We start from the raw sequence: 11,881 nt of genomic DNA, 5'->3' as shown, positions 1-11,881 counted from the left end.
CGGCGCCATGAACCCCTTGCTGTCCCGCCTGCAGCCCTATCCGTTCGCGCGGCTGCGCCAGCTCATGGCCGACGTCACCCCCTCGCCGGCCCACCGCCCCATCAGCCTGGGCATCGGCGAGCCCCGGCACGCGACGCCGGCCTTCATCCAGCAGGCGCTGGCGGACGCCCTGCCCACCGGCCTGGCGGGCTACCCCGCCACGGCGGGCGAGCCCGCGCTGCGCGAGGCCTGCGCCGGCTGGATCAGGCGCCGCTACGGCGTGGCGGTGGACGCGGCCACGCAGGTGCTGCCGGTGCTGGGCTCGCGCGAGGCGCTGTTCGCGCTGGCGCAGACCCTCGTCGACCCCGCCCGGCCCGGCGCCACCGTGGTCTGCCCCAACCCGTTCTACCAAATCTACGAAGGCGCGGCCCTGCTGGCCGGCGCCACGCCGCACTACGTGCCCAGCGACCCGGCGCGCAACTTCGCGCCGCGCTGGGACGCGGTGCCCGACGAGGTGTGGGCGCGCACGCAGCTGGTCTACGTCTGCTCGCCCGGCAACCCCACCGGCGCGGTGATGCCGCTGGACGAGTGGCGGCTGCTGTTCGAGCTGAGCGACCGCCACGGCTTCGCCATCGCCTCGGACGAGTGCTACAGCGAGATCTACTTCCGGGACGAGCCGCCCCTGGGCGGCCTGGAGGCGGCGGCCAGGCTGGGGCGCGCGGACCTGCGCAACCTGATCCTGCTGACCAGCCTGTCCAAGCGCAGCAACGTGCCGGGCATGCGCTCGGGCTTCGTGACCGGCGACGCCCGCCTCATCGAGCCCTTCCTGCTCTACCGCACCTACCACGGCAGCGCCATGAGCCCGGTGGTGCAGGCCGCCAGCATCGCCGCCTGGAACGACGAGGCCCACGTGGCCGAGAACCGGCGCCTGTACCGCGAGAAGTTCGCCCAGGTCACGCCGCTGCTGGCCCAGGTGATGGACGTGCGCCTGCCCGACGCCGGCTTCTACCTGTGGGCGGGCGTGCCGCCGGCCTGGCGGGGCAGCGACACCGCCTTCGCCCGCGAGCTGCTGGCTCAATACAATGTGACGGTTCTGCCCGGCAGCTTCCTGGCGCGCGAGAGCGCGGGGCACAACCCCGGCCAGGGCCGCGTGCGCATGGCGCTGGTGGCCGCCACGGCCGAGTGCCTGGAAGCGGCCGAGCGCATCGTCCAGTTCATCCAATCCTCCTCCCCCGAGATCACGACATGAGCACCCAACTGCAGCAGATCATCGACAACGCCTGGGACGCCCGCGCCAGCCTCTCGCCCGACGCCGCGCCCAAGGAAGTGGCCGACGCGGTCGAGCACGTCATCGCCGACCTGAACGCCGGCCGCCTGCGCGTGGCCACGCGCCAGGGCGTGGGCCAGTGGACGGTGCACCAGTGGGTCAAGAAGGCGGTGCTGCTGTCCTTCCGCCTGAAGGACAACGAATTCATCCGCGCCGGCGACCTGGGCTTCTTCGACAAGGTGCCCACCAAGTTCGGCCACCTCGACGACGCCGCCATGCGCGACAGCGGCGTGCGCGTGGTGCCGCCGGCGGTGGCGCGGCGCGGCAGCTTCATCGGCAAGGGCGCGGTGCTGATGCCCAGCTTCGTCAACATCGGCGCCTACGTCGATGAAGGCACCATGGTGGACACCTGGGCCACCGTCGGCAGCTGCGCGCAGGTCGGCAAGAACGTGCACCTGTCGGGCGGCATCGGCCTGGGCGGCGTGCTGGAGCCGCTGCAGGCCAACCCCACCATCATCGAGGACAACTGCTTCATCGGCGCGCGCTCCGAGGTGGTCGAGGGCGTGATCGTGGAAGAGAACTCGGTGCTCGGCATGGGCGTGTACATCGGCCAGAGCACCCCCCTCTTCAACCGCGAGACGGGCGAGGTCAGCTACGGCCGCGTGCCCAGCGGCAGCGTGGTGGTGAGCGGCAACCTGCCCAAGCAGACCAAGGACGGCCAGCCCTACAGCATGTACGCCGCCATCATCGTCAAGACGGTGGACGCGCAGACCCGCTCCAAGACCAGCATCAACGACCTGCTGCGTCCCTGAGAAGGCGCTGCGAGCCGCCCGTGCCCGCAGCTTCACCGGGCGGCGCCTGATTCGTTGAGCGTTTGGCGTTTCGCGTCGAGCGAAAACCCTCCGCGACGCCCATCCGCACCCACGCCCCACACCCAACGCACAACCTCCCCATGACCCGCCGCCTGGCCGAAGCCCTCATCGCCCGCCCGTCCGTCACCCCGCGGGACGCCGGCTGCATCGACCTGATCCGCGAACGCCTGGACGCGCTGGGCTTCGCCAGCGAAATCATCGACAGCGGCCCGGACAGCTTCCGCGTGCGCAATTTGTGGTCAAAAAGGACCACATCCCGCACCGATACTGCGCCGGAAGCTATTAAAACCATAGTATTCGCCGGCCACACCGACGTCGTGCCCACCGGACCGCTGGCGCAGTGGACGAGCGACCCGTTCCTCCCGACCGAGCGGGACGGCAAGCTCTACGGCCGCGGCGCCGCCAGCGACATGAAGACCTCGATCGCCGCCTTCGTGGTCGCGGCCGAGCAGTTCCTCGCCGCGCGGCCCGACGCACCGCTGAACATCGCCCTGCTGCTGACCAGCGACGAGGAAGGCCCGGCGCTGGACGGCACCGTGGTCGTCTGCGAGGCGCTGAAGGCGCGCGGCGAGACGCTCGACTACTGCATCGTCGGCGAGCCCACCTCGGTGCAGCGCACCGGCGACATGATCAAGAACGGCCGCCGCGGCACGCTCTCCGGCCGGCTCGCGGTGCGCGGCATCCAGGGCCACATCGCCTACCCGCACCTGGCGCGCAACCCCGTCCACGAGCTGGCGCCCGCGCTGGCCGAACTGGTGGCCATCGAGTGGGACCGCGGCAACGCCTTCTTTCCGCCCACCAGCTGGCAGGTCAGCAACATCCACGGCGGCACCGGCGCCAGCAACATCATTCCCGGCGAGGTGGTGGTGGACTTCAACTTCCGCTTCTGCACCGAGTCCACGCCCGAATCGCTGCGGCAGCGCGTCGAAGCGGTGCTGCAAAAACATGGCCTCGACCACGAGTTGGCCTGGACCCTGGGCGGCCGGCCCTTCCTCACCCCGCCCGGCACGCTGGTCGAGGCCGTGCGGGCCGCCATCCGCGCCGAGACCGGGCTGGAGACCGAGCTGTCCACCACCGGCGGCACCAGCGACGGCCGCTTCATCGCGCAGCTGTGCCCGCAGGTGGTCGAGCTGGGCCCGCCCAACGCCAGCATCCACAAGATCGACGAGCACATCGCGCTGGCCGACATCGAGCCGCTGACCCGCATCTACCGCCGCGTGCTCGAGAACCTGTGCCCGGCATGACGCTCGCCGACCTGCTGGCCGACGCCGAACGCCAGCTCGTCGAAGCCGGCGTCGGCTTCGGCCATGGCACCACCAACGCCCACGACGAGGCCGCCTGGTTGGTGCTGCACGCCCTGGGCCTGCCGCTGGACACCGACGCGCACGCCTTTTCAGAACAGAATGGCCCCTTGGCCGGCGCCAGTATTTCGCAGGCAGCTACTCTTTTAAGAGCACGCATCGACACCCGCCGCCCCGCCGCCTACCTGACGCGCGAGGCCTGGCTGCAGGGCGTGCCCTTCTACGTGGACGAGCGCGCCATCGTCCCGCGCAGCCTGATCGCCGAAGCCATCGCCGACGGCGCCATCGATCCCTGGCTGGGCGAGCAGACCCGTACCGTGCTGGACCTGTGCACCGGCAACGGCAGCCTCGCCGTGCTGGCCGCCCTGGCTTGGCCCGAGGTCGCCGTCGATGCCGCCGACCTGAGCGCGGACGCCCTGGCCGTGGCCCGCATCAACGTCGACCGGCACGGGCTGCGGGGCCGCATCACGCTGATCGAGTCCGACGGCCTGGCCCGCTGCCCCGGCCCCTACGACCTGATCCTGTGCAACCCGCCCTACGTCAACAGCGCCAGCATGGCCGCGCTGCCGCCCGAATACCGCGCCGAGCCCGCCCTGGCCCTGGCCGGCGGCGCCGACGGCATGGACTTCATCCGCCCCCTGCTGGCCCAGGCCCCCGCGCACTTGGGTGAACACGGCGTGCTGGTGCTGGAAGTCGGCCACGGGCGCGCGCATTTCGAAGCCGCGTTTCCCGGCCTGAACCCGGTCTGGCTGGACACCAGCGCCGGCGGCGACCAGGTGCTGCTGCTCACGCGCGAGGCGCTCACCGCATGATCCAGCTCCAAAACGTCACCTTGCGCCGCGGCGCCAAGGTGCTGCTCGACGGCGCCTCCATCACCCTGCATCCCGGCGAGAAGGTCGGCCTGATCGGGCGCAACGGCGCCGGCAAGTCCACGCTGTTCGCGCTGCTGAACGGCACGCTGCACGAGGACGGTGGCGACTTCTCCCTGCCCGCCGGCTGGCGGCTGGCGCAGGTGGCGCAGCACATGCCCGAGACCGACGAGTCCGCCACCGACTTCGTCCTGGCGGGCGACGAGCGGCTGGCCCGGCTGAACGCGCAGCTCGCGGCGGCCGAGCAGTCCGGCGACGAGAATCCCGACGATGCCGCGAGCGGCATGGCCATCGCCCACGCGCACAGCGACCTGCAGGATGCCGGCGCGCACGACGCGCGCCCGCGCGCCGAGGCGCTGATCCTGGGGCTGGGCTTCAAGCCCGACCAGTTGGACCGACCGGTGGACAGCTTCTCGGGCGGCTGGCGCATGCGCCTGCAACTGGCGCGCGCGCTGATGGCGCCCAGCGACCTGCTGCTGCTGGACGAGCCCACCAACCACCTCGACCTGGACGCGCTGGTGTGGCTGGAGAGCTGGCTCACGCGCTACCCCGGCACACTGATCGTCATCAGCCACGACCGCGACTTCCTCGACGCCGTCACGCGCGTCACGCTGCACATCGAGGGCGGGCGCCTCGCCCGCTACGGCGGCAACTACAGCGCCTTCGAGGAACTGCGCGCGCAGCAGCTCATGCTGCAGCAGGCGGCCTATTCCCGGCAGCAGGACAAGATCGCCCACCTGCAGAAGTTCATCGACCGCTTCAAGGCCAAGGCCAGCAAGGCCAAGCAGGCGCAAAGCCGCGTCAAGGCGCTGGAGCGCATGGAGCGCGTCGCGCCGGTGCTGGCCGAGGCCGACTTCACCTTCACCTTCAAGGAGCCGGCCAACCTGCCCAACCCGATGCTGGCCATCGGCCAGGCGCGCTTCGGCTACCGCGCGGACGACGGTGCCGAGACCCCCATCCTCGCCGGCGTCAACCGCACCGTGCTGGCCGGCCAGCGCATCGGCATCCTGGGCGCCAACGGCCAGGGCAAGTCCACCTTCGTCAAGACCGTGGCCCGCACGCTGCCGCTGCTGGACGGGCAGCTCACCGAAGGCAAGGGCCTGACCATCGGCTACTTCGCGCAGCAGGAGCTGGACGTGCTGCGCCCGCAGGACACGCCGCTGGAACACCTGGTGCGCCTGGCGCGCGAGACCGGCCAGCACGGCACCGAGGCCGCGCGCGAGCAGCAATTGCGCAACTTCCTGGGCACCTTCAACTTCCCCGGCGAGATGGTGATGCAGCCCGTGGGCCAGTTCAGCGGCGGAGAAAAGGCGCGCCTGGTGCTGGCGATGATCGTCTGGCAGCGCCCCAACCTGCTGCTGCTGGACGAGCCCACCAACCACCTCGACCTGGCCACGCGCGAGGCCCTGGCGGTGGCGCTGAACGAGTTCGAGGGCACGCTGATGCTGGTCAGCCACGACCGCGCCCTGCTGCGCAGCGTGTGCGACGAATTCTGGCTGGTGGCGCGCGGCGGCGTGCAGCCCTTCGACGGTGACCTGGAGGACTACCAGCGCTACCTGCTGGACGAGAGCCGGCGCGTGCGCGAGTCGCCCGCCCCGCCGTTTGCTACCGATTCAATAGCTGTCACCATAGAACCGGCGCGGGCCAGTGGCCAAAAACCTTCTCAACCCGCCCTCAACCCCACCGAGCAGCGCCGCCTGGAGGCGCAGCGCCGCCAGCAACTGGCCGAGCACATGCGCCCCCACCGGCGCGCGCTCGACCAGGCCGAGAAGCGCATGCAGGCCCTGGGCGGCGAGCGCGCCGAGCTGGAGCAGCGCCTGAGCGCCCCGCTCGCCCCCGCCGACATCGCCGAGGCGGGGCGCCGGCTGAAAGCGGTGCAAGACGAGCTGGCGCGTCTGGAGGATGACTGGCTGCAGCACTCCAGCGCCATCGAGGCACTGGAAAACAACGCCGGGCTGGAATAGTTGTCCACCCGCCTGTAGGCCGAGGCCGCGATTTGCCGCGCCCGGTCCGCCAAGCGGTCCCACGGCGTTACAGTGCCCGACTTCATCCACCACCGCGACACGCGGAAAGGACACGTCACATGGGCATCATCACCACCATCATCGTCGGCTTTATCGTGGGCCTGCTGGCCCGCGCCGTCATGCCGGGCAACCAGGCCATGGGCCTGATCATGACCACGCTGCTGGGCATCGCCGGCTCGCTGCTCGCCAGCTATGGCGGCGCGGCGCTGGGCCTGTACCCGGCCGGCTCGCCGGTGGGCTGGATCGCCTCGATCATCGGCGCCATCGTCGTGCTGTTCGTCTACGGCCTGGTCACCAAGAAGCGCTGAGCGGGCCCAGCCCTCGCAGCGCGGACACGACGCCATGGCCTCCGACGCCCAGGCCGACCCGTTGGCCCTGGCCCGCGGCCATCCGCGGCTGGAGCGGGCCGTGCAGCGCAGCCGCCAGATGCTGCGGCGGCGCGCGCTGGTCGCGGGCGTGGCCGGCGCGGTGCCGCTGCCCGGCCTGGACTGGGCGGTGGACGCGGCCATGCTGGCGCGCCTGCTGCCCCGCATCAACGAGGAATTCGGCCTGGCGCCGCACCAGATCGCGCGGATGGACGCGCGCGAGAAGGAGCGCGTGCACAAGGCCATCGGCGTGATCGGCCCGGTGCTGGTCGGCCGCGTGGTCACCCAGGGGCTGGTGCTGCGCTTCGCCAAGATGCTGGGCATGCGCCTGACCACCGCCCAGGTGGCCCGGTACATACCGCTGGCCGGGCAACTGGTGTCGGGCGCCCTGGGCTACGCCGCGCTGCGCTACTTGGGCGAGCAGCACATCCGCGATTGCGTGCGCGTGGCGCTGGCCGCGCCGCTGGCGCTGCCAGCGCCGGCCGAGACGCCCGCCGCCCCCTGACCGGGCTTATTTGCCCTGCCCCTCGAACCAGCGCGCCACCATGGCCCGCTCGTCGTCGGTCATCCGCGTGGCGTTGGACAGCGGCATGATCCTCGTCACCACCACCTGCTGGTAGATCTGCTGGGCGTGCGCCGCCACCTGCCCGGGCGAATCCAGGCGCAGGTTCTTCATCCGCACCGCTTCGCCGTGGCACGCGTAGCAGCGCTGCTCCAGCACCAGCTTGAGCTGGGCGTAGCCCACCGCCGCCGGCGCGGCGGCCGAGGGCGCGGAGGGCGCCGGCCTGAGCCACGCGATCACGCCCAGGATCACCGCCACCCCCACCGCCGCATGCGGCCACGGGTTGCGGGCGCGCCCCAGGTGCCAGCCGTGGCGCTGCACGAAGAACTGGCGGATCAGCGCGCCGGCCAGCATCAGCAGCACCAGCACCAGCCAGCGCCGCGGGTGGCTGTAGAGGAAGCTGTAGTGGTTGCTCAGCATGGCCAGCAGCACCGGCAGCGTGAAGTAGGTGTTGTGCACGCTGCGCTGCTTGCCGCGCTTGCCATGGATCGCCAGCGCGTCGGCGTCGCGGGGCTGGCCGCCGGTCATGGCCGCCACCACCTTGCGCTGGCCGGGGATGATCCAGAAGAACACGTTGGCGCTCATGGCCGTGGCCAGCATGGCGCCGACGATCAGGAAGGCGGCGCGGCCCGAGAACAGCTGGCACGCCAGCCACGCCGCGAAGGCCACCACCACGATCAGCAGCGCCGCCACCGTGCGTTCGCCGTTGGCGCGGAAGCCGAACACGCGGCAGATGCCGTCGTAGACGATCCAGAACACCACCAGGAAGCCCAGCGCCGCCGCCCCCGCCGCCACCGGCGACCAGTCCAGCACCTGCCGGTCGACCAGGAACGCGCTGGCGTTCCACAGGTACAGCACGGCGAACAGCGCGAAGCCCGACAGCCAGGTGCTGTAGCTCTCCCAGTAGAACCAATGCAGCTTGCTGTCGATGATGCCGCCCTGCGGCGCCACCATGTACTTCTGCGGGTTGTAGAAGCCGCCGCCATGCACCGCCCACATGGCGCCGTCCACGCCCTTCTTCTTCAGGTCGTCGGCGGTGGGCGCGAGCAGGTTGTTGTCGAGAAAGACGAAGTAGAACGACGAGCCGATCCAGGCGATCGCCACGATCACGTGCAGCCAGCGCAGCAGCAGGTTGGCCCAGTCGAGTAGATATGCTTCCATGAACGAACGTCCCTCCATCCGGCTCGCCACCGCGGGCGCTGCAAGCCGGCTCCAGGCGATCGCGCATCGGGCGTCACGCGCTGGGAAGGCGGACGAATCCCGGGCACCGCTGCGATCGACCTAAATTGTATACAGAATGGTGTGCAAACGCCAGCGGAACGGCGATCGGCGCGCGACTCGTGGCCCGCCGGTCGCGGGCGCCGCCAAATCAGTGAAAATAGCGGGTTTTTCCGCCAACACACCGTTCACAAAGGATCACACCATGGGCAACAAGATCGTCACCGAGGCCATGCGCAAGGCCACCCCCCCGCTGCCGGGCGCCACCGTCGCCAAGCAGGGCGTCGGCCAGCGCAAGAGCCTGGAGCGCGGCTCGCACACGCGCAGCAAGAAGAATCCGGGCAAGCGCCCGCATCAGGGTTGAGATCGCTACATTTTTAGTAGCTATCAACGCAACAATGGCGCCGACTGGGCGCCATTGTTGTTTCAATTTTCCGAAAGACCCGCCAGCAGTTGCGCCGCCACCGACACGGCCACCACCGCCGGCTGCTTGCCCTCGATGCCCGGCAGGCCGATGGGGCAGGCCACCGCCGACAGTTCGTCCGCGCCGAACCCGCGCGCCCGCAGCCGGTGGCCGAACACCGCCCACTTGGTGTGGCTGCCGATCAGGCCGACGTACGGCAGATCGTCCCGCTGCCTGCGCCGCGCCAGGCAGGCGGCCACGATCTCCAGGTCCTCGGCGTGGCTGAAGCTCATGATGACGACGCGGCTGCCGGGCGCCAGGTCGACCACCGCCGTCTGCACGGGGTCGGAATGCTCGCAACGCACGTTGGGCGGCACTTCGGGCGGAAAGACCTCGTCGCGGCTGTCGATCCAGGTCACGTCGAACGGCAGCTCGCCCAGCAACCGGACCAAGGCCGTGCCGACGTGCCCGCCGCCAAACAGCGCCAGCGGCGCGCCCGCCACGCCCAGACGGGCGCCCAGCGCCGGTGCCATCGACGCCTCCACCCGCTCGAAGCGCAGGTGCACCACCCCGCCGCAGCATTGCCCCAGGCCGGGGCCCAGCGGGTAGCGCCGCAGCGTCGCGGCGGCCGATGGCCGCGCCAGGCACCCGCGCGCCTGGGCAATGGCCTCGAACTCCAGGTGACCGCCGCCGATGGTGCCCATCACCGCGTCGCCGAACACCGCCATCCACGCCCCCGCCTCGCGCGGCGCCGAGCCCTCGGTGCGCGCCACCGTCACCAGCACGGCGGGCGCGCACCGCAGCCGGTGCAGGAAGTCGCGCAACTCGCGCATGGCCGGAGCGCCGCTTTCAGGAGCCTCGATAGGTCGAGTGGCTCCAGGGGCTGACCAGCAGCGGCACGTGGTAGTGCTGGTCCGTGTGCGCGATGCCGAAGTCCAGGTGCACCACGTCCAGGAAGGGCGGCTCGGGCAGTTGCACGCCCCGGCCGCGGAAGTAGTCGGCCACCTCGAAGCTCAGGCGGTAGGTGCCTGCCCGCAGACTGGCGTTGTCATACAGCGGGCCGTCGGGGTTGCGGCCGTCCGCGTTCAGGCGGAAGCGCTTGACCAGCGTGGCGCCGCCGCCCCTCGTCTCGTACAGCGTGACCTGCATGCCCGCCGCCGGCGTGCCGTGCATGGTGTCCAGCACGTGCGTGCTCAGTCCCATCGCGTCGCTCCTTCTTCAAGATTGTCCACTGAAGTGTATACAATTTCGGGGAACCGCACTATCATCCCGTCCCATGGAAGCCTCCAGCACCGGCCTGATCGTCCAGGCGCTCACCCACGCCATCGTGGACCATCGCCTGCAGCCGGGCGCCAAGCTGGTGGAGCAGACGCTGGCCGACCATTTTGGCGTCTCGCGCACGCTGGTGCGGCAAGCGCTGTTCCTGCTGTCGCAAAAGCGCCTGGTGACGATGGAGCCGGCACGCGGCGCCTTCGTCGCCAGCCCCTCGGTGAGCGAGGCGCGGCAGGTGTTCGCCGTGCGCCGCATGCTGGAGCTGGAGCTGACGCGCGCCTTCGTGCGCGCCGCCACGCCCGAGCACATCCACGCCCTGCGCGAGCACGTGGCGCAGGAGCAGGCGGCCGTGGCGCGCCAGGACGTGGCCGACCGCACCGAGCTGCTGGGTGACTTCCACGTGCGCATGGCCGAGCTGCTGGACAACGACGTGCTGGCACAAGTGCTGCGCGACCTGCTGGCGCGCTGCGCCGTCGCCACGCTGAGGTACCAGAGCGCCAGCGCCGCGCACGACTCGGCGGCCGAGCACGCCGAGCTGGTGGAGTGCTTCGCCGCCGGCAACGTCGCCCAGGCCGTCAAGCTGATGCGTGCGCACCTGGACCACGTGGAAGCCGGCCTGAACCTCGGCCGCCCCGCCCCCACCCATGACCTGAAACAGGCGCTGGTCCGCAACCTGTCTACGTTGGCAGCTCCTCTTTGAACAGCATGACATCCCCCATCTACGACAGCACCGCCCCCTACCCGCGCGACTTGGCCGGCTACGGCCCCGACGTGCCACATGCCCGCTGGCCGGGCGGCGCGCGCATCGCCGTGCAGTTCGTGCTGAATTACGAGGAAGGCGGCGAGAACAGCGTGCTGCACGGCGACGCGGGCAGCGAGCAGTTCCTCTCCGAGCTGTCCAACCCGGCCGCCTACCCCGACCGCCACCTGTCGATGGAAGGCATCTACGAATACGGCTCGCGCGCCGGCCTGTGGCGCATCCTGCGCGAGTTCGACGCGCGCGGCTGGCCGCTCACCGTCTTCGGCGTCGCCAGCGCGCTGGCGCGCCACCCCAAGGCGGTGCGGGCGTTCATGCGGCGCGGCGACGAGATCGCCTGCCACGGCCTGAAGTGGATCCACTACCAGAACATGGACGAAGCCACCGAGCGGGCGCACATGGCCGAGGCGCTGGACATCATCGAGCGGCTCACCGGCGAGCGCCCGCTGGGCTGGTACACCGGCCGCGACAGCCCCCACACGCGCCGCCTGGTGGTGGACGACGGCCGGCTGCTGTACGACAGCGACTACTACGGCGACGACCTGCCCTTCTGGATGAAGGTGCGCCGCAGCAACGGCAGCGACGCGCGCCACCTGGTGGTGCCCTACACGCTGGACTGCAACGACATGCGCTTCGCCCTGCCCCAGGGCTACAGCCACGCCGAGCCGTTCTTCCAGTACATGAAGGACAGCTTCGACGCGCTCTACGCCGAGGGCGACCCCGCCGGGCTGGACCGGCCCAAGATGCTCAGCATCGGCATGCACTGCCGCCTGCTGGGCCGGCCCGGGCGCATCGGGGCGCTGCAGCGCTTCCTGGACCACGTCGCCGCGCACCCCGATGTGTGGGTGTGCCGCCGCATCGACATCGCGCGGCACTGGATCGCCACGCACCCAAACCTAAAAACGGCAGTTGACCGCTTGTCACCGTCAGGAGAGCCGCATGAACGTTGACTTTCGCAGCTTCGATGACGCTCACCTGCGGGGTGAGCGCGC

General features: G+C 70.7%; 13 protein-coding genes. 10 read left to right on the top strand and 3 right to left on the bottom strand.

Annotated elements, in window-relative coordinates:
- The first annotated feature begins 7 nt into the window (after nt 1-7).
- The 7 genes from dapC (at nt 8) to IPG65_RS14180 (ending at nt 7,182) form a co-directional block, all read left to right on the top strand.
- Entirely contained in the window at nt 8-1,228 is a 1,221-nt protein-coding gene (dapC, locus tag IPG65_RS14210; protein ID WP_293191006.1) for a succinyldiaminopimelate transaminase, read from the top strand.
- On the top strand, nt 1,225-2,058 hold the full coding sequence (gene dapD / locus IPG65_RS14205; RefSeq protein ID WP_293191004.1) for a 2,3,4,5-tetrahydropyridine-2,6-dicarboxylate N-succinyltransferase: 834 nt from the start codon (nt 1,225-1,227) through the stop codon (nt 2,056-2,058). The genes dapC and dapD overlap by 4 nt, the downstream gene beginning before the upstream one ends.
- 140 nt (nt 2,059-2,198) lie before the next feature.
- Nucleotides 2,199-3,362, top strand: coding sequence for a succinyl-diaminopimelate desuccinylase (dapE, locus tag IPG65_RS14200; RefSeq protein WP_293191002.1), 1,164 nt, complete (start codon nt 2,199-2,201; stop codon nt 3,360-3,362).
- Nucleotides 3,359-4,231: a 50S ribosomal protein L3 N(5)-glutamine methyltransferase gene (gene prmB / locus IPG65_RS14195; RefSeq protein ID WP_293191000.1), complete on the top strand. Its 873-nt coding sequence runs from the start codon at nt 3,359-3,361 to the stop codon at nt 4,229-4,231. The genes dapE and prmB overlap by 4 nt, the downstream gene beginning before the upstream one ends.
- Complete coding sequence (locus tag IPG65_RS14190; RefSeq protein WP_293190998.1) at nt 4,228-6,252, top strand: ATP-binding cassette domain-containing protein; 2,025 nt, start codon at nt 4,228-4,230, stop codon at nt 6,250-6,252. Before prmB ends, IPG65_RS14190 begins: the two co-directional genes overlap by 4 nt.
- A gap of 119 nt (nt 6,253-6,371) precedes the next feature.
- Nucleotides 6,372-6,620: a GlsB/YeaQ/YmgE family stress response membrane protein gene (locus IPG65_RS14185; protein WP_293190996.1), complete on the top strand. Its 249-nt coding sequence runs from the start codon at nt 6,372-6,374 to the stop codon at nt 6,618-6,620.
- Between the two features lie 34 nt (nt 6,621-6,654).
- Nucleotides 6,655-7,182, top strand: coding sequence for a hypothetical protein (locus IPG65_RS14180; protein WP_293190994.1), 528 nt, complete (start codon nt 6,655-6,657; stop codon nt 7,180-7,182).
- 6 nt (nt 7,183-7,188) lie between these two features.
- Here the strand turns inward: IPG65_RS14180 and IPG65_RS14175 are convergent, their stop codons facing one another.
- Complete coding sequence (locus IPG65_RS14175; protein WP_293190992.1) at nt 7,189-8,400, bottom strand: urate hydroxylase PuuD; 1,212 nt, start codon at nt 8,398-8,400, stop codon at nt 7,189-7,191.
- Between the two features lie 262 nt (nt 8,401-8,662).
- Here IPG65_RS14175 and IPG65_RS14170 point away from each other — a divergent pair, with 262 nt between their 5' ends.
- Nucleotides 8,663-8,821, top strand: coding sequence for a hypothetical protein (locus IPG65_RS14170; protein WP_293190991.1), 159 nt, complete (start codon nt 8,663-8,665; stop codon nt 8,819-8,821).
- A 62-nt stretch (nt 8,822-8,883) separates the two neighbouring features.
- Here IPG65_RS14170 and xdhC read toward each other — a convergent pair whose 3' ends face one another.
- Nucleotides 8,884-9,693 carry a xanthine dehydrogenase accessory protein XdhC gene (gene xdhC, locus IPG65_RS14165; RefSeq protein ID WP_293190990.1) on the bottom strand — a complete coding sequence of 270 codons (810 nt, stop codon included), beginning with the start codon at nt 9,691-9,693 and terminating at the stop codon, nt 8,884-8,886.
- 16 nt (nt 9,694-9,709) lie between these two features.
- Entirely contained in the window at nt 9,710-10,063 is a 354-nt protein-coding gene (uraH, locus tag IPG65_RS14160; protein ID WP_293190988.1) for a hydroxyisourate hydrolase, read from the bottom strand.
- Between the two features lie 73 nt (nt 10,064-10,136).
- On the opposite strand from uraH, the gene IPG65_RS14155 reads away from it, so the two are divergent.
- Both IPG65_RS14155 and puuE read left to right on the top strand, forming a co-directional pair.
- The gene (locus IPG65_RS14155; protein WP_293190986.1) at nt 10,137-10,832 is read left to right on the top strand and encodes a GntR family transcriptional regulator; all 696 of its coding nucleotides are present in this window, start codon (nt 10,137-10,139) and stop codon (nt 10,830-10,832) included.
- A 5-nt stretch (nt 10,833-10,837) separates the two neighbouring features.
- On the top strand, nt 10,838-11,839 hold the full coding sequence (puuE, locus tag IPG65_RS14150; protein WP_293190984.1) for an allantoinase PuuE: 1,002 nt from the start codon (nt 10,838-10,840) through the stop codon (nt 11,837-11,839).
- Nucleotides 11,840-11,881 lie beyond the last annotated feature (42 nt).

The organism is Ottowia sp., assembly GCF_016703145.1.
GTDB lineage: Bacteria > Pseudomonadota > Gammaproteobacteria > Burkholderiales > Burkholderiaceae_C > Ottowia.
The sequence above is the reverse complement of the archived record's forward strand: the minus strand, read 5'-3'. Positions and strand labels throughout refer to the sequence as shown.